The sequence below is a fragment of the Salipaludibacillus agaradhaerens genome, assembly GCF_002019735.1.
GTDB classification, from domain to species: Bacteria; Bacillota; Bacilli; order Bacillales; family Salisediminibacteriaceae; genus Salipaludibacillus; species Salipaludibacillus agaradhaerens.
Window position 1 is genome coordinate 2,349,770 of sequence record NZ_KV917378.1, and the last position, 19,359, is coordinate 2,369,128.

The 19,359-nt window shown below is 38.6% G+C and carries 15 protein-coding genes; 8 read left to right on the plus strand and 7 right to left on the minus strand.

What is annotated here, in order from left to right:
- Window positions 1-246: 246 nt before the first annotated feature.
- The 3 genes from BK581_RS11005 to BK581_RS11015 form a co-directional block, all read right to left on the minus strand.
- Window positions 247-1,692 (minus strand): sensor histidine kinase, encoded by a 1,446-nt coding sequence (locus BK581_RS11005; RefSeq protein ID WP_078578221.1) that lies wholly within the window; start codon window positions 1,690-1,692, stop codon window positions 247-249.
- The gene (locus BK581_RS11010; protein WP_078578222.1) at window positions 1,673-2,380 is read right to left on the minus strand and encodes a response regulator transcription factor; all 708 of its coding nucleotides are present in this window, start codon (window positions 2,378-2,380) and stop codon (window positions 1,673-1,675) included. The genes BK581_RS11005 and BK581_RS11010 overlap by 20 nt, the downstream gene beginning before the upstream one ends.
- Window positions 2,381-2,481: 101 nt before the next feature.
- On the minus strand, window positions 2,482-3,774 hold the full coding sequence (locus BK581_RS11015; RefSeq protein ID WP_078578223.1) for a cell wall-binding repeat-containing protein: 1,293 nt from the start codon (window positions 3,772-3,774) through the stop codon (window positions 2,482-2,484).
- 844 nt (window positions 3,775-4,618) lie between these two features.
- Here BK581_RS11015 and BK581_RS11020 point away from each other — a divergent pair.
- From BK581_RS11020 to BK581_RS11055, 8 genes are all read left to right on the plus strand, one after another.
- Window positions 4,619-5,191 carry a C40 family peptidase gene (locus BK581_RS11020; protein ID WP_078578224.1) on the plus strand — a complete coding sequence of 191 codons (573 nt, stop codon included), beginning with the start codon at window positions 4,619-4,621 and terminating at the stop codon, window positions 5,189-5,191.
- A 183-nt stretch (window positions 5,192-5,374) separates the two neighbouring features.
- A complete protein-coding gene (locus BK581_RS11025; RefSeq protein ID WP_078578225.1) occupies window positions 5,375-5,794 on the plus strand; it encodes an Rrf2 family transcriptional regulator in 420 nt (139 codons plus the stop codon).
- A gap of 219 nt (window positions 5,795-6,013) precedes the next feature.
- Complete coding sequence (locus BK581_RS11030; protein WP_078578226.1) at window positions 6,014-6,655, plus strand: NAD(P)-dependent oxidoreductase; 642 nt, start codon at window positions 6,014-6,016, stop codon at window positions 6,653-6,655.
- 193 nt (window positions 6,656-6,848) lie between these two features.
- Window positions 6,849-7,391, plus strand: a complete 543-nt coding sequence (locus BK581_RS11035; protein ID WP_078578227.1) for a tyrosine-type recombinase/integrase — start codon at window positions 6,849-6,851, stop codon at window positions 7,389-7,391.
- Window positions 7,392-7,425: 34 nt separating this feature from the next.
- On the plus strand, window positions 7,426-8,916 hold the full coding sequence (locus BK581_RS11040; protein ID WP_078578228.1) for a potassium/proton antiporter: 1,491 nt from the start codon (window positions 7,426-7,428) through the stop codon (window positions 8,914-8,916).
- Window positions 8,917-9,290: 374 nt separating this feature from the next.
- The gene (locus BK581_RS11045; protein WP_078578229.1) at window positions 9,291-10,061 is read left to right on the plus strand and encodes an AraC family transcriptional regulator; all 771 of its coding nucleotides are present in this window, start codon (window positions 9,291-9,293) and stop codon (window positions 10,059-10,061) included.
- A gap of 482 nt (window positions 10,062-10,543) precedes the next feature.
- Entirely contained in the window at window positions 10,544-12,301 is a 1,758-nt protein-coding gene (locus BK581_RS11050; RefSeq protein ID WP_078578230.1) for an alpha-glycosidase, read from the plus strand.
- Between the two features lie 489 nt (window positions 12,302-12,790).
- A complete protein-coding gene (locus tag BK581_RS11055) occupies window positions 12,791-13,621 on the plus strand; it encodes a helix-turn-helix transcriptional regulator (protein ID WP_169837677.1) in 831 nt (276 codons plus the stop codon).
- 555 nt (window positions 13,622-14,176) lie between these two features.
- Here the strand turns inward: BK581_RS11055 and BK581_RS11060 are convergent.
- The 4 genes from BK581_RS11060 to BK581_RS11075 all read right to left on the minus strand — a co-directional run bounded on the left by BK581_RS11060 (window position 14,177) and on the right by BK581_RS11075 (window position 19,349).
- Complete coding sequence (locus BK581_RS11060; protein WP_078578232.1) at window positions 14,177-15,535, minus strand: MATE family efflux transporter; 1,359 nt, start codon at window positions 15,533-15,535, stop codon at window positions 14,177-14,179.
- A gap of 104 nt (window positions 15,536-15,639) precedes the next feature.
- Window positions 15,640-17,604, minus strand: a complete 1,965-nt coding sequence (locus BK581_RS11065) for an alpha-amylase family protein (RefSeq protein WP_078578233.1) — start codon at window positions 17,602-17,604, stop codon at window positions 15,640-15,642.
- Between the two features lie 19 nt (window positions 17,605-17,623).
- Window positions 17,624-18,298, minus strand: a complete 675-nt coding sequence (locus BK581_RS11070; RefSeq protein ID WP_078578234.1) for an HAD family hydrolase — start codon at window positions 18,296-18,298, stop codon at window positions 17,624-17,626.
- On the minus strand, window positions 18,288-19,349 hold the full coding sequence (locus BK581_RS11075; RefSeq protein ID WP_078578235.1) for a zinc-dependent alcohol dehydrogenase: 1,062 nt from the start codon (window positions 19,347-19,349) through the stop codon (window positions 18,288-18,290). Before BK581_RS11075 ends, BK581_RS11070 begins: the two co-directional genes overlap by 11 nt.
- Between the last annotated feature and the right edge of the window lie 10 nt (window positions 19,350-19,359).

Below are 19,359 nucleotides of genomic sequence, written 5' to 3' on the forward strand. Positions count from 1 at the left end.
ATGATGATCATTAAACAAAAAAATAACTTACAATTAAGAGGGGCGCCCAACAGCAACTCATGAGTGGAAAAATGGTTGGTAACGTGTTCTATTGATTGTCCGTTTTCTCGTTGACTCGTCTTCACTCTCTCCAATCAGTTTAATGACTTCTCACAAGACACCATTGACCTTCGCGTCTTTTCCCTAGAATGGACGTTTTATTTAGCTCACTAATTGGTCACTTACTCCTACTAAGACTAAGTGACACTACTTCGCTTTTATGTACATATAAAAGCTTGAGCCTTTCCCCGGTTCACTTGTCACATCTACAAAGCCATCATGCGCCTCAGCAATTTGCTTAACGATGGCCAAACCTAAACCAGTCCCTCCATTGTTACGGCTTCGTGATGGGTCACCTTTATAAAACCTTTGCCAAATGTAGGTTGTTGTCTTTTTATCCATTCCTTCACCTGTATCAGTGACTTTGAAAACGACGTTATCTTTTTCTAGATGACACGCTAAGCAGATTTTCCCGCCCACAGGCGTAAAACGAATCGCATTCTCTATTAAATTTATTAATGCTTGAGCCACTCTAAACGAGTCTAGCATCACAGTAGTGTTTTCCAGATTAGGGTCGATAGCTAAGGACGCTGTAATTTCTTTTTGATCGAACATGATTGCTCGACTTTCAATCAGAGCTTCCAGCCAGCTTCTAACATATAGTGGCGCCACTTCTAATTGAATTTTCCCTTCTTCTAATTTAGTTAACAAGAAGAGGTCACTGACTAGATTTTCCATCCGTTTGGCTTCTTCATAGATGACACTGAGGTGTCGCCGCCAGTCTTCCTGTTCTGCCTGAGTAGCATCTTTCATTAATGCTGAATAGCCTTTAATATACGTAATTGGCGTTCTTAAATCATGAGAAATATGAGAGATAAATTGCCTTCTTGAATCTCTAAACTCTTTTAATTGGATTGTCATTTGCCGAATATTTTCACCAAGCCTACCTACTTCATCTTTACCAGTCACATGCAACTCAATATCAAAATCTCCTTTAGCAATATCTTCAGTACGTTGACTCATTTCATTTAGAGGATTTGATATTTTGCGGGTTAAATATGAAACTAGAACGTAACCAATCCCCAACGTTATCGCTCCCATCACGACCAAAAGAAGTAGGAGCTTTAATCGCGCACTGTTTAACTCCTCGGTATCTTGATCAATAAAAACGTATCCAGTGGCTTCCCCTTCATCATTGCGAATGACAGCCGCCCCCCACACATGAGGAATATGGAATGCCATTTGCATCTTTACCTCGTCTATCATCACGTCTTCGTCAACAGCCTCAAGCCTCACTTTGGCTGTTTCTATAAACTCTAAATAATCTTCTATAAATGCAGTTAACACATTATCTGTAGAAAAAAGCACCCGACCTTCACTGTCTGTCATGATCAAATAACTATTTTTTCCTGCTTCTAGCTGATTTAAGTACTGATAGATATCCTCTCCTCGCTGTTCTGCTAAAAGGATTTCTGCGTGAGCACGTAACCGCTCCTCCACTTCATTCTTCAAATGCTCTTGATAGAAGTTGGTCGTTATCCAATGAGCACCGCCCACTATGAGTAGAACGAGCACCATCAATACAGCCATCACCCATGTCGTGATTTTCTTCGCAAGGCTCTGTTTAACCGCCCTAATCAATGTGTTTATCATCTTCTATCACCTTATAACCGACTCCCCAAACCGTCTCAATAATTTCTTTATTATATCCTTCACTTTTCAACTTTTCCCGGATATTTTTAATATGGGCATCTACGGTTCGCAAATCCCCATCGTAACTCATGTCCCATTCAAGATCTAAAATCTGTTCTCGACTATAAACGCGGCCTGGATTAGAAGCAAGCCGATTTAGAATCGAGAACTCTTTTTTTGTCATCACCATTGATTTATCATGATATGTTATCTCATATTTATTAGGGAAAAAATGTAGTCCTGCTATTTCAAACGAATAATCCGTGTCTCTTTGTATAAAGGACCTTCTAATGACAGACGTAATTCTAGCTACCAATTCCTTTGGTTCAAATGGTTTCACAATGTAGTCATCAGCGCCTAAATGTAAGCCTTTCACCACCCTGTCAGTATCACCTAATGCTGATATAAGAATGACAGGTATACGCTTATCCAGTTCTTCTCTTAGTGCTTTTAATAATTCAAAACCATCAATTTCCGGCATCATAATATCTAATAATACAAGGTGGATGTCATTCTCTCTAATAACATTCAGCGCTTCCAAGCCATTGTTAGCTTCTAGTGTCGTGTAATTTTCTTGACTTAGACAAAGCTTTATTAATAGACGCATTTCGCCTTCATCATCAACGATTAAAATATTTTTTCCTGTCATTCATATGTCCTCCTTTTATTTTCTATAGCACAAGACCTTATATGCTGTTTCACGCTTAATAAAAAGGCTCTCTCTTGTAGATTGAGCCTTCATACCTTATTTTAATGATCCCCGTGTGCTCCGGAAATTTCAAGCTTTTCGTCTAAAATTCCTTGAACTTGAAAAGGCACCATCGTCTGGTCAGCTAATAAATACGAATGATTATAAGGGCCAGCCATTGGATTATCTTCAAATGTGGGCCTCACTTCAGCTAAATAGTCGAAAAGGTCATCACTTATATTGTTATTTTCTAGCCAGATAAGTGGTGCATGTTTCCCTAAATGACCTAAGGAAGCCCCTGCAATGGCCATCTCCGGTTTGTCAGATGACACAAAACTAAAGCCATGACCTGGGGTTGTTTGTCCCCACCCCACAAGTGTCTCTTCATCACGATATTTTGCAAATTCAATAGCCATTTGTTCAGGCGTGTTACCTGCTATACGCTCTACTTCCCCAAATTCAGCTAATTCAGTCAATGTTTCATCACTGATGGTCTCTTCATCTCCTAGTACGTACATGGCCGCTTCGCCACCTCGTTTTTCAAGCGCTTCTCGTGTTTCATCGGGTAAGCCATTAGCGCCTACATATAGTAACGACTCATTCATATGGGCAATCCAATTACTAGCAATCATTGTATAGAGCTGAGCCTCTTCCTCAGAGGAACCGATCAAAACAGCGTTCGGTGTCTCTTGAATAATGTCTGAAAAATACTGATCAACCTTAGCAGCAAAAGCGGCATTATTGTCCGCATTAAGCTCTTCAATACGGTAATCCTCCAGCTGAGAGCGTGCCTCTTCAGACATGTCCCCTATCACCATCAATTCAACCCCTTCATTATTTCCTTTAGGCTGAAGTCTTTCAATTTCTTGAGCTACCTCTTCTTCAATTTGACCATCTTCCATAAATAAAATGGGCCCATCATTAGGATGATGGATTAATGTTGTGCTTACAAGCGATTTTTGCCAATCATCAAGTGGTGCGATAATCACTGTATTAGGACGGTTTTCGTCATGAGTAGCCGGCCAAATAAGTTGTGACACATAGATAGACATCGTCAATTCAGCCGCTGTATCAAGCCTCGTCACATTTTTTGTTTGTGCATGGTGCACACTTTCATCAGCCAAAGGATTCATTTTATCAGGAGGTGAAGCAAAGTCATGATGCTGATCCTCATCATGTCCATGATCATTTATATCCATCTCATTTTGTTGCTTATTATTCTGTTCCAAATCATGAGTATCATTTTCGTTTTTTTCGTCAGGACTTACCTCCTCGTTAGGGTTTGCACATGCCGACATGATAAGTAGTAATGTTAAAGTAACAAAGGTTAACCTTATTTTTTTACTAATTGTCATTTGTCATTCCTCCTTCATTTAATCACTGCGAGCTTATGTCCTCCACCACTGATAAAAGAGAGAAAACACCCTCCTCTTCCAACGTTCATTTTAGCTTTTCGTTATACTTTCCCGAAAACCTCATACGCCTTTTCTACTTTTTCACACGTTTGATTTCAGTCTCATTAGCACCCACACCCTTTTATTTTCTTAAGCGATTATCAAGATGTCACAACTCCTGCAAGAAGGGAAGAGAAAAATATCGTATAACTACCCTAAATAACCATTTAGTTTTTAATAAGGACAAGTGATGGCAGTCATTCATTAATCTCATTTAGCTGACGATAGACCTGCAAAAAAGCGTACACTTAGAGTTTAAAATCAATACATTTTCTATTTAGAATTGGTTCACATACTACAAATAAAACGAACCTTCATCAGTGGGAGGTTTCGTCCTCCCCCCACTGATTAGTGGTTGAGTCAACCAGGACATTACCGACCGTTAGCTCCCGTCTAAGCAGATTTCTCTGCTCTCTATTTTGAGACAGGCGTTTTACGGACGGTTATCTGTGATAAAACGAAACTTCATCAGTGGGAGGTTTCGTCCTCCCCCCACTGATTAGTGGTTGAGTCAATCAGGACATTACCGACCGTTAGCTCCACCTAAATAGAATGACTCTTCTTTCTATTTTGAAGCGGGAGATTTACGGACGGTTATCTGTGATAAAACTGGCTAATAATGAAAATGGGACGGACACTGTTTACTATAATGCTGCTTTTTGAAGAAAATATGAAGATTAACTTCTTCATTAAAAGAAGCAAGGGGCACACCTGTTAATTGATTAAAAGGAGTGTATAGACAAATATGATGATGGCGACCTTAGTTTTTATCGTCTTAGTGAGTCAGAGCATCAGCCCACTTATAATAAATAACCATGACGCATACGCAAACAACATCCTATACGTTGAGAACCAGCAAATAGCTGAATCTCAAGCTTATACAACACTGAATGAACGTTTAACCGAACTGAGCAGTTCAGAGAGTAAAACTAGCAAACAAGCCACCCCAACTGTTAATGCGGACAGTTTAATTAACGATGCTAAAGGGTTAATTGGTTCACCATATGTTTGGGGCGGTACAACACCTGAGGGCTTTGATAGTAGTGGTTTTATTCATTATGTTTTTAAACAAAACGGGATAACCCTCTCTCGTACGCACCGTGAATATTGGGAGGAAGGTGAATCTGTTTCTGAGCCAGAACCGGGTGATGTTGTCTTTTTTGAAACATATCAGCCTGGCCCCTCACATGCAGGAATCTACATTGGCAATAACGAATTTATTCACAACAGTTCTTCAAAAGGCGTGATCATAACGAGCATGGATAACCCTTACTGGAAACCAAGGTATATTGGCGCCAAACGGTATTTTAAACCTTGAAGCTGTGAGACTTTACATTAATGGAAAAAGGCTTAAGAACAACGCATATTTCCTTAAGCAGTTTTGAAGGTTAATGACACCTTCACTTCTTCACCAAAATAACCTTCTAATGTTCATTCCCATAGCCATGTGGATTGACAAAAGTGGCAACCGTCACTAAGATGATGACATGGTGGTGATAATATGATAAACACTCGCTTGTCAGTCGCGATTCATATATTAGCTCTTATTACGACGCAACATGAAAGGCCAATGTCTTCTGATTTTATTGCTGGTAGTGTTAATACTAACCCTGTCGTAGTGAGACGGCTTAGCAGTTTGCTTAGAAAAGCTGATATTCTGACGTCTAGACCTGGTCAACCTGGAGCCAAATTAACGAGAGCCCCTGAAAACATCACATTGCTTGATGTCTACAAAGCGGTGCAAACACAGGATGAGCTCTTTGCCATTCATAATAAGCCAAATCCCAATTGTGACGTAGGTAGCCATATTCAAGCAACTCTCGATAAAACGTTTGACCGTGTTCAACAAGCGATGGAACAAGAATTAGCCAATCAGACGTTAGCCGATGTCATTAAAGAACTAGCTAATCAAATAAGTTAAAGCAATTGACAGAACAACAACTTGTAACTAAAATAGTTACTAGACCTCCTTTTAGCGAGGTTATTTTTCCAATTCGAATGTAACAATATAAGTTACAGTATGAATGTGTATACGAGTTTGGGAGACATTCTAATTCTATAAACACCCATGTGTAACTGTAACATGTTGTCACCCCACACTTTTATGCTACGATCAAAACAAACTCAAGGAGGTACGTACATGAAAATTGCAATTATCGGTGCTAGCGGGAAGTCTGGCAGTCTCATTATGAAAGAAGCGTTAGATAGAGGACACACTGTTACAGCACTCGTAAGAAACCCATCAAAAGTGACAGAACCTAATGTTAATGTCGTTGAGAAAGATATTTTTGATATCACAACCGAGGACATTAAAAACTTCGATATTGTCGTTAATGCGTTCAACCCTCCACATGGCAAGGAAGAACAACATATTGAAGCGGGAAGAGTATTAAATAACGCCTTTAAAGGAGCTCCTGACACTCGTTTAATCATTGTGGGCGGAGCGGGAACACTGTATGTGGATGAAGAAAAGAGCACACAACTAATTGATACGCCAGATTTTCCTGAGGTGGCAAAGCCCACCGCATCCAATATGCGTATTGCCTTTAATGAGCTATTGAATGAAACAGGTCTTACGTGGACATTTGTAAGTCCAGCTGGCTTTTTCGATCCTAATGGTAAACGCACTGGCTCCTATCAGACAGGAAAAGACCATGTGATTTTAAATTCCCAAGGAGACAGCTATATTAGTTATGCAGATTACGCCATTGCCATTGTCGATGAGATTGAGAAGCCCCAGCATATTAATGAGCGCTTTACTGTTGTCGGTGAGGCTCAGTAAAGCTTTCCACTACCATATCATCACTTCAAAGCTGTGAGATTCTCTATTCTCACAGCTTTTTGTGTGAATAGAGACAGCCTTTCATTTTTAAAGCTTTCTTGCTTACCTATAATTAGTGAGCATTTTATTTTTAAAGTTACATAACAATATGCTAAAGTTATGTTATGACACATTAAAACAGACGGAGGACAAGATGGAATACGTTCACCCGATTAAAGATGTCCGAAAAATTCGGTTAATGAAAAAACTTCTTAAGCTAAGATCAACTCGGGACCACCTTTTATTTGTACTCGGCATAAATACCGGATTACGCATTAGTGAGATGCTCCCCCTCACGTTTGGCGACATACTCATTGAGAGAGAGACATTGACATCTTTTATTACCATCCGTGGTAACACTATATTTTTGAATACTCGTGTGAAAGATGCTCTTAAACTACACATTTCTCACACTGCTTATACACGAGACGATTATTTATTTAGATCAAAAAAAGGCTCAGCCCCTATTACTAGGCAACAAGCGTACCGTATGATTCAAGAGGTTGCCAGACAAGCAGGGATAAAAGAAAAGATTGGGACACATACATTACGAAAGACCTTTGGGTATCACGCCTATCGTAAAGGGATCGCCATTTCACTTATTCAGCAACGCTTCCATCAATCTACACCTGCAGAAACAAGAAGATATATTGATGCCGACCGGTTTGATCCGATTGAACTAGACGTTAACTTATAGGGAACGTTATTTTTGAAGAGGGGAGGAGTGCCAATTGTTTTTAGAAACATTCTCAACTGAAGCGTTCATTTTTCTAAGCGCGTTTATCTTAATTAGTGGTGTCCTCGTTGCTAAGTTTTCTAATCGTTTGGGAGTACCTGCCCTTGTGTTATTTATCCTTGTCGGTATGCTAATTGGTAGTGATGGGCTCGGTATCGTCTATTTTGACAGCCCACAGGTGGCGCAAACAATTGGGATTTTTGCCCTTATTATTATTTTATTCGAAGGCGGCTTGCAAACGAAATGGGAGACTGTTCGTTCAGTCGCCGTCCCTTCTGCCTCTCTCGCCACGTTCGGCGTGCTGTTCACTTCGGCTATCGTCGGTTTTGCAGCTTACCTTATTTTTGATGTGACTTTTCTTGAAGCCCTTTTGTTCGGTGCTATCGTTGGCTCTACAGATGCGGCTGCTGTTTTTGCTACTTTAAAGGAACGTAACATTAAAGCTAAAATGGGTGCTACCCTTGAAGCGGAGTCAGGTGCAAATGATCCGATGGCTGTCTTTTTAACACTATCCTTTATTGAGCTTATACGTTACCCAGATATGAGTATCTGGACGCTAATCCCATCATTTTTTTGGCAAATGGGCATCGGACTTGGGATTGGCCTGTTACTAGGAAAAGTGGCTTCTTGGTCGATAAACCGAATAAAATTAGAATCTAGCGGCCTTTATCCACTGTTTGCTGTCGCCTTTGCGTTACTCACATTTAGTTTCGCTTCATATATAGAAGCCAGTGGCTTTCTCGCTGTTTACGCGGCAGCATTAGTTGTGGGTAATTCTGAATTAACGTATCGTTACTCTATTTTCCAAGTTAACGAAGGGTTCGCATGGATGGCACAAATCCTTATGTTTATTATTCTCGGTCTATTCGTATTCCCAGGTCAACTTTTCACCGCAACTGTGATGTTAAATGGCTTCTTATTATCATTTATCCTGATTATCATTGCCCGTCCAGCTGCTGTCTTTTTATCAACGCTTGGAATGTCGTACACACTGAAAGAAAAAGTGTTCCTTTCCTGGGCAGGATTGCGCGGAGCTGTACCGATCGTTCTTGCGACATTCCCTATTGTAGCCGGGCTGGAAAATGCGCAACTCTTCTTTAATGTGGTATTCTTTATCGTTCTAACGTCTACGCTCATTCAAGGCTCTAGCATTACCTATTTAGCAGAAAAATTAAAGCTCACTGGACCTGTCAAAGACAACCCGCACCATTCTATTGAACTTATTTCGATGGGTAAAGCAAATGCCGAAATGATCCAGTTTAAAACGACGAAGCAGTCAGCTATTGTAGGGAAAAAATTACATGAAATATCCTTTCCACAAAAAGCGAATATTAGCGCGATTGTAAGGGATGAGACATTGATTACACCATATGGTGAAACAGAAATTAAAGAAGAGGACTTCTTGTATATCCTCGTATCGTCAAAGTATAAAGAACCGTTAAAGAAAGTGTTAGAAGAAAAGAAAAAACAACGGCTAAAAAATTGAACGTAACGATATATTCAATATAAAACCACGGAGTTTATAATCTCTGTACCCTCCCCGTCTTGTGTACTCCAGCTGTTGAAAAGCATCTTTTCAACAGCCTTTTTGCTTTTTATCACAGATAAAATGCCACCTCAAAATAGAGAGATAAATATCTTCTTAAAAACAACTATTAAAGCACCAATTTTTACAATATGTCATTGAACAACTAGTACCCTTTCAATCATTCAGACCACATCAGCTATATCTAGCTAGTAAAATTTGAGCTAAACTAACTATACGAGGCTAATGAAAAAAATTCGTATTAGTTTTTCTATTGAATGCGTTAATATAGGTGTAAGAATTCTGAATCAGTTCAGAAAGGGGAGGATTAACTTATGACGATGCATATTGGTTTTTGCGGTTATTCCCATCACACAAAGGGTTATTCCCAACCTAAATCCGAATTATCGAGTTATCTTATCCGCTTACAAACAGAAGGATTTTGCGAAATTGTCGTTAATAATAGAAAGATGCCTCTCAAAAAAGGTGGACTCCTTTTAACAAGACCTGGAGATCTTTATGAAATAACAATTGCAGGCAGCCAAAATAGCGGTGACTATCATTTAATATGTAAAGGTACTTGGATCGATGACTGGTGGAAACGTTCTGAGAAACCAACCTTCTCTCAAATTAACTTAGATGAAAAACTACTTGCATTATGGCGGCACCTAATTGTTGAAGAACGTAGACCGTCAGGCGAAGAAGATAAGGAACTCTCTGGATACTTACTAAAAGCACTCTGTTTATCACTCGAACGTGCTGTTCATGAAACAGGCTCATTGGTCAGCCGCCCTTATCCAGTGACACGAATGCTACGATATATTGAAGAGCATGCAACGAACACATTCAAGGTGGAAGATGTAGCACAATCTGCGGATCTGAGTGTGTCTCGAGCTGCCCACCTGTTTAAAAGCTGTGTTGGTAAAACAATCATCGAATATGCTGTAGACATACGGTTATCTACAGCGATTAATCAAATGAAATATACGACGATGACACTGGAGCATATAGCTGAAAACTGTGGATTTGGCACTTACCCCTATTTTCATAGAGTATTTAAAAAGAAGTATGGGATATCACCTGGAGAATATAGACGTCAGGAATAAAACGAACCTTCAATCAGTGAGCCTGACTGTTAATCCATTAGCCAGATGTTCAAAAAGCTAATTGTGAGTTTTACGTACTAAAAGGGTTCTATATGGATTTTTAGGAGAGTAATCCCCCACCTAAACTTAAGTTTTGAGGTGGGGGATTACTCTCCTTTTTTTCTATTGAGTTAAAGTTGTAGAACTGAGAAATATAACACATCAATAGCCAAATAGTATATGTTTTTATTAAATAATCTATAGTTATATGTGAATTTTTCCCCTATTATAGAATCATATTTATCATAATGACACTCTTAGAAGATTATAAAGCAAATCTTCAATCAGAACATTAGCGTCCGTTGTCTCCCACCTGTAAAGGTTTAGCTCTTCGCTTTACTTAGGGCCAAGAGGTTTACGCACAATTACCTGTGATAAAACTCAGTCAACAAACGTACAAAGGATTATTAATCACTATATTTCCCATAAAAGGAGTGTTCATTTTGTTAAAAGAAGCCATTTACCACAGACCTAAAAATAATTACGCTTATGCATACGATAAGGATACGCTCCATATCCGCATACGTGTAAAAAAAGGGGATGCAACAAATGTAGACTTAATTTACGGCGACCCTTATGAATGGGACAATGGTCGTTGGATCAATGCTTCAAAGCCTATGTTATTAGAAGGTTCTGATCACCTATTTGATTATTGGTTTATAGAAATGAAACCAGAATTTGGCCGCTGCCGTTATGGATTTGAATTGCATAGTGAAAATGAACGCTTAATTTATGGTGAAGGGGGATTTTTTAACAGCATTCCAAACGATATAAATTTTTATTTCTGTTTTCCCTTTTTAAATGAAATTGATGTATTTAAAGCTCCTAAATGGGTCAAAAACACTGTTTGGTATCAAATTTTTCCTGAAAGGTTTTCTAATGCTGATCCTAAGCTTAATCCTCCTAACACATTACTATGGGGCAGCAAAGACCCTTCCCTTACCGATTTCTTCGGTGGTGATTTTCAAGGAATTATCAACAATATCGACCATTTAGTGAAACTTGGTATTACTGGTGTTTACCTCAACCCGATTTTTAAAGCAGCTACGAACCATAAGTATGACACAATTGATTACTTTGTAATTGATCCTCAGTTTGGTGATAAGATAACATTTAAAAAGCTAGTAGACACTTGTCATGAACATGGAATTAAAGTGATGTTGGACGCTGTTTTCAATCATAGCGGATTTTACTTCGCCCCATTTCAAGATGTTTTAAAAAATCAAGAAAAGTCTAACTACGTTGATTGGTTCCATTTAAGAGAATTCCCTGTTACACCTTTACCAGAACCGAATTACGATACGTTCGCCTTTACCCATGAAATGCCCAAATTAAATACCGAAAATCCTGAAGTAAAAGACTATCTTCTTCGTGTTGCAAAATATTGGATTGAAGAGTTTGATATTGACGGTTGGCGATTAGACGTAGCTAATGAAGTGGACCATCAATTTTGGCGGGAATTTAGAGCGATTGTCAAAAGGATTAAACCAGATGCTTATATCCTTGGGGAGATATGGCACGATGCTATACCTTGGCTTCAAGGGGATCAGTTTGATGCTGTCATGAACTATCCGTTTACGAATGCTACATTACGCTATATTGCAAAAGGTGACATTAACGCTGAAGAGTTTGCTAATCAAATCACCCGTGTATTAATTAGTTATCCAAAAAATGCAAATAAAGTGGCATTCAATTTACTTGGCAGTCATGATACACCGCGGATTTTAACGATGTGTCATGAAAATAAAGACAAACTTAAGCTTTTGTTCCTCTTTCAGCTTTCTTTTATTGGCACACCTAGTATTTACTATGGAGATGAAATCGGGTTAACTGGTGAAAATGACCCCGACTGTCGAAAATGTATGGAGTGGGACGAAGCTAAACAAGATCAAGAGTTATTGGAGCTAGTTCAGAGATTGATCTCATTGAGAAAAGAACACGCTGCATTTGGTAACAGTGGTGAATTTTCTATATTGGAAACAAACAATGAAACGAACCATATGACGTATAGCAAAAAAAATGCCAAGGAAACAATTATCATTACTATCAATAACTCTAAGAATCCAATTAATATAACAATCCCATTCGATTTCACAAACAAAAAACCAACTGATCTATGGCATAACAAGCCTTTAAAAGAAACGTCAAAGATCGAGTTGCCCCCATATGGATTCAGTATTATTCAAGTGAGAAATAAATAAAATGAGCCTTCAATCTTAGCGGCCGCTCTCTCCCGCTTAAATAGGTTTAGCTTTTCTCTATTTTGAGCCGGGAGTTTACCGGGCGGTTATCATGATAAATAGCTATGTAGTATAGATCATTTATCATTGTTTGTGATGAAAATTCAGTTGTGAATGCCATTCAAGCAACTATAATTTTCGAAATATTCATTCAATTATGTTGTGCCCTTTGATTGCCCCCCAGCCTTAGAACATCGTTTCACGTCATGTTAAGACCTCTTATGAAAAAATGCGTTTATTAGCTGCTAGTGAAAAATGCCTGTTTAAATAGGTCAGGATGCATGGGAGAGATTGAATAATTTATATCCGATTCAGTAACATTTAAAACAAGCAATAGTCATACGCTTTATCTTTTAGGAGACTGAAGAGCTTCATTTCTCGTTACGTGGTGCTGACGATCATAACAAAAAAGTCTTGAAAATGACTGAAAGCGTGAGGTAAATGAAGTCTATGTCTAATACTTCTCATGAGAGAAACAACATATTAGGAGCCGGATATGCTGAACACACACAACCATATGATATGTATATAGAAAAGATGGATAGTTACTTGTTCAGGATACAGAATGAAGGAATTGCTAAATACACCTCAATGGATGCAGATAACCTAGAAGTGCTTAAAGCAGGGGATTTTATCATTGTTCCCCCAGGTCGCCCATATAGATTAATGATTAATCCCCAGGTGCAACTTGATCAGACAAAAAGAGTGTATAGCTTCGATTATTTTCTGTTTCTTAAGGGGGCATGGATAGACCAATGGGCACAAAAAATGGAGCGCCCATCCAAGCTAAAAGTACCTTTAAACCAAGGTATTATTACTTATTTCCGTCAGCTAACCCACGAACATTTAAGACGTGGAGACGAAAGCAAAGAAATCTGTGATCACTTATCAAAAGCGCTCTGCCTGACAATCGATTGCATCATATCCAACCAACTGTCTTTTAATGGTCATTTCTTTATCGCTTGTCAAATGAAACAATTTATTGAGAAAAATATCACTACCCCATTTAAAGTTGAGGATGTTGCCAAACACGTAAATTTAAGCGTTTCTCGTACGACTACGTTATTTAAAATGGCATTTGGTAAAAGCATTATTCAATACACGTTAGACCTTCGTTTAGACATAGCTCGCGAACGCATTATGCTTGGACACTACCATCTCCAACATCTCGCAGAATCTTGTGGCTTTCAAAATTACAATTACTTTTATAAAGTATTCAAAAAGAAGTTTAACCTCTCTCCTAAAGAGTTTCGCACCAAATATTATCATTCTTTGGATTAAAAGAAGCAAGTGAAGAGCGAACTCGTTTCAACTTGCTGAAACATCGAGATGACTTCTCGACGCCACCTTACTAAAAGTCCCCACTTACACTAACGGTAAGGCAAGGGTATATAACCCTTAAAAACATGTAGGATTAAAACAGCAACTACCTTATCACCGCCTTCACCTAGTAATCGCTCAATATATTAAGACAAAAATGCTCAGAGCTTAGTACTCTGAGCATTTTTAAATATACCTAGTTGTTTTTAAAGGGTGGCGCCACAATTTTAAAGGTTAAATGAAGATAAGAGCTGAAGCGACCACATCTCTTTTAAAACAAATTTACAATCAGTGGACGTTTTCGTTCTTCCCCCACTGATTGGTAGTTGAGTGAATCAGGACACGAACGCCCGTTATTCCCCATCATAATAGATTCAACACATCTCTCTACTTTGAACAGGGCTTTTACGGACAGTTACCTGTGATAAGGGAAGTGGGAATCATACCTCTGCCCCTAAGTTCACGCTTAAATCTACACGCCACGACCTTAGATTTCCTTTTGGGTATGTCAATAGTTTACCCACTTATATCTTTTTGAGGCTCTACTAAGTTCCGAATCCACTTCTTCGAGTAGAGTCTCCCCAATCCTAGTCCCAGTCGAATGACTTCTTCTAATGTAAGTAGGAAATACACCCAGTAGACTGGCAATCCAAACACAAACGCAGATATGAATGCTACAGGTACCCCAAATCCCCAGGTCGTTGTCGTATCAATTACAAACAAATATTTTGTATCGCCTCCACTGGCTAAAACACCATGAGCCACAATCATATTTGACACTTTGACCCAAAATAATAGTGCAAAAACGATAATAACTGCGATGGAAAGATCGTGTGCTTCAGGGGAAATTTGATACAATGACACATATACGCTTGCACATAAAATAATCAAACCCGATAAGCTGATCGTTACGATGAGCCCCATTTTAAAAAATCGTTTGGCATATAAAAATGCCTCGTCATTCTGATTACCACCTAACAAATTTCCTACTAAAACGGTAGCGGCACTTGCAATACCAGATGCTAAACCAATACTTAATAATTGAATCGGCTCTGATACAGCCATTGCTGTAATTTCACTAGTTCCCATACGCCCATAGACAACACCGTATGTTGCTTCACCTGTTGCCCAAAAGAATTCAGTTAACACAATGGGGTAAGTAGTGATAGCAAATTTTTTCATTAAGGTTTTATCAATTTGAAACACGTCAAAAAAGGAATAGGCACCTGGTAGGCGTCGAGCATATATAATAGCCAGCATCATAGCAAATTCAATTGTTCGTGCAATGAATGTTCCAACTGCAGCGCCTTGAATACCTAATTCAGGCAAACCAAAATTTCCAAAGATAAGCATATAGTTCAATAATACATTGAGCCCAACAGAAATACCGCTCATGACCATAGGCAATTGGGCATGTCGTGTACTACGTAAAACAGCTGAATAGATGACCGTTAACATCATTGGTATATAACTTAAACTGACAATTTGCAAGTAGATACTTCCTGCTTCGATAATGGCCATATCCTTCGTAAACAAACTCATAATATGCTCGTTGAAAAAGAATATCATGATGGCAAAAGGTAAACAAATCGCGCCACCTATGACTAAGCCCAATCCCAACACGTGCCTAACCCTTGATCGATCTTTACTCCCCCAGTATTGTGCCACATAAATAGATACACCTGAGGCTATACCTGTTAAAACAAATAGCAAAATTCGAAAGAGTTTATTTGAAATACCTACCGCAGAGATCGATGCATCACCTAGTTGACCAATCATGACTTGGTCTGTCATATTAAGCGAGGCCATAATAACACCTTGCAAAGAAACCGGTATAGCTATCGCTAATACCGTTTTCAAAAACTTCTTATCCATAATGTTGTACCCCTTTATTTCCTTGTTCTATATGTTAATGTACACTATAACGAAATCAGACCTTTTTTCAGTGTGAACCAGACTCTATGAATTATGAACAACACTCATTCCACACTTTTCATTCCTGAAAAAATGACAGCTTGAAGTGGATTAATCCTAATAAGCTCGCTATGATTAACACTTCGCTTGGCAATTTGTTCTTCTGTATGAATCATCATGTCATAAGAAAAATATGAAAAAACAATGTGGTTTAGTGTTACATAAGATCTTTGATCCCCTATATTTAAACATAAGAGTAGTACGTGCTCTTCATTTTCATAGCCATAGATAACCAGTTCCTCAGGCGAGTCTGCCACAAAAAAATTTTCGACGAGCAATAAGTCTCGATGCTTTTTTTTACATGTATCTAAACTTTTAAATAGGTGAATCATCGCAGGAGCACCTTGATTGTTCCAATCAATGATCATTTTATTGAAAAAAGCCCTTGGGATACTTTCCCCACCAGTATTATCTGAGAGTCCACAATTCAACGGTTGTCGTTCATTTACTTCTTGCCCTGTCGTAATAAACGGAACACCATTTGGTAGAAAATGATTAAATACTGCCATAGCCCGTGCCAATTTCACTCCACCAGGTCTACTAACTATTCTCGGTGTATCGGCTGTTTCGGAACAAGCAAATATAGGCAACTTTAATGATGGTAACTCTTTGATATAGCCAATAAGATCCGGCTTGTTCAGCCTAGTCATCATCTCCCAGCCACTACCAAGCATCATGGTGTAACCATATTCAAACGTCCTCTTATGATTTTTGTTAAAAAGCTCTTCACTAATTAAAATTGCATCCGGCTTCTCTTCTCGTACAATGTGAAACAAGTGTTGCAACAAGGACACTGGTAGAGCGTGTCCAATATCTATTCTAAATCCATCAACCCCGTACTCTAATAAATTAAATGTGATGACTTCTTCTAAAAGATTCCAAAGCAATTGGTTAGGCATTTTCCCTGGAAACACATTTGATTTAATCGTATCGAATAGTACATAAGGGGGTTGATATGAGTCCAAATAAGGACGTACTTCTGGTGCCTCATCTAAATAAAACCTTAAAAAAGTAATGTCTGTCCATACAGGTTGCTCGTCGTTTATCCAATCTGAATGTGCTGGTGCTGTCGTAATCTCAAATTCTTTTTCTATTAACTCTAATAAATCTTCTCCCGTTTGTTTCGATTGTTTTTTCAATTTATCCCACAACTCTGGATTTATCACATCTGGCGAAGAAGAAAATTTCCTTAAATGTTCCTTTGTCTCAGAAGCTGTATATACCCGTTCGAGATGGTCATGCGTACATTCTTCGAATACACCTAACCCCGGTATTTTTGGCGGCTGAAATCCACTTTCATATTTTTTATAGATCCAATAGAACCAATCTGGATGATCATATATTAATGCGCTGTTTCTGGCCGCCGTTTTTGGGATAAAATCTTGAACAACTTTTATGCCCTGCATGTGACATGCTTCTACTAAAGCTTTGAATTCCTGATGAATCGTAAACCCTTTTAAATCATCTAAGAGAGGGTCATGTAAGTTTGCATCCAAATGAAAATAATTTTTAATTGCATAAGGAGATCCTAAGTCACCTTTTGGATGCATGTCACTATATTCATTAATAGGAAGTAGATATAGGATGTTTACCCCCATTTTTTTCAATAGGGGTAATAAAATAATCATCCGTAAAAAAGTTCCCGATTCAATATGACCATCTCGATTATAATCCCATGCCGCCGTGTACCTTACAAGCGATGAATAGATGGTTGCTTCTCGATATTCTAACGCGTGTTTATCGTTTGGATTGTTAGAATAATCCGATATATATTGAAATAACTCAAAGAAATAATGAAAAGGATTCACTTTAATCTGCCCAGATTGCTCTACTTCAGTATCCCTATAGCCGATTTCATTCCATATTTTCGGAATCCAAAAGTCAACCTTGTTTTTTTCAAGACGTTTCTCTTCTACAAACCGATATATTTGCTCAAAATTCTTTCGTTCACTCGATGTCAATTCACTCATGGCCCTTTCCCCACCTCTTTTATATGTTTACAAACTGAGACAGCATTCGATTAAAAAATGAAAAGTCTGTAAATCGATTGATTGTGATGACGGGATCGTGCATGTCTTGAACGTTAGACATGGCATGTGGGTAAAATAAAACTGTTCCAACATGTGCAGAAAGAGCTGCTTGTACACCTATTGCACTATCTTCAACTACTAATGCATGCTCAGGAGAAACAATTAACTTGTGCAAAGCTTTCGTGTACGGTTCTGGATCAGGCTTGGTGTTTACAACACTTTCCCTAGTAATTAAACAAGAGATACTGTCTAGTACTCCTATGATTTTCAAGTTTGCTTCTGCCACTTTTCGATTTGCTGTTGTGACACATGCTATCTTTATACCAGAGATTTTCAGCGCCTTTATTAATTCAGAAGCATAAGGACGTTCCATTTTACGATCAATGATTTGCACATATCTGTCTTCTACCTGTTGCATCCACTCACTTTTATTAGTAGTAACACGTCGTAGTTGAAGTTGATCAAACGTCTCTTCTAAGCTTAAACCTATTAACTCTTTACTTTTATCAATTGATATGACGTGACCTATTTCACTGCATATATCATTGACTGCTTGATGATGATAATGTTCACTGTCAACTAATACACCGTCGATATCGAAAATAACAGCCTCAAAGTGATGTTTATGCCTCATTTTCCTCTCCTTCAGGTTGAACGAGTATCTTTATCGCTGCGTCACATGCTCGAAATGCTTTATCTTCAAGGGACAGTCCTAAAAGTTTTACTGCTTGATGAAATTTTCTAACTGGTAACTTATGAGTGATTAATTTAGATCCAGGAATAGCGCCGTTTGCTAATAATGCTAAAGCTTCATTGAAAGAGTTGTTCAGACTATCTATTGATCCGTAAAAGCTGATACTTTCATCTGCAATCCAACCAAGGTCAATCCCAACCACTTGTTGTTTTAGTGCAATAGATAATACTTGCCCACCCCTAGATAGATGATGTAAGTAGTCATGAACAGCGCAACCCGAAGTATCGATGACCACATCTATTTGAGTGCCTGTCCCATCAAACACATCTAACGTTCCTTTTAAGTTTGTCGCCAATCTCCATTTAGGATCTATCACATCTTTGACTAGATGTTGTCTATTAATCTGATTTTCTACCACGACACCTGAATATCCCTTTGCCGCTAAAGCCAAACTATATAACAAGCCCATCGGTCCCCCACCGATAACAACGATGTTCATAGCGGTATGAAGCGTTAAGCACTTTATACCTGTTAAGACACAACTCAGCGGCTCCGTCAGGGTAGCTACTTCATAACTCAAATTGTCTGGTAGCTTATACAAGAAAGAATATTTTGTTTTGTGATAATTTGTAAAAGCACCATCACTGCTTACCCCTGTTTCCAATTGCGTTTTCGATTCACAATGGTTTTTTCGATTAGTTCTACAAAAACGACAATGACCACAATAATATGTGGGATCAACGACAACACGCTCTCCCACCTGAAGGTTTGGGACTGATTCACCTATTTGAATAACTTCCCCTACCGTTTCATGGCCCAGAATGGTGCCAGGTAAAGCTGCTTCATATTTACCTGTTATAATATTAAGGTCCGTTCCACAAATACCTGTCATTTTTACCTTTATCAACACTTCATCCGGCAATATGGTGAGATCAATTTTTTTATCCTGAACTTTGACGTCCCATGGGCCGTTATAAACAACTCCTAACATAACTAACGCC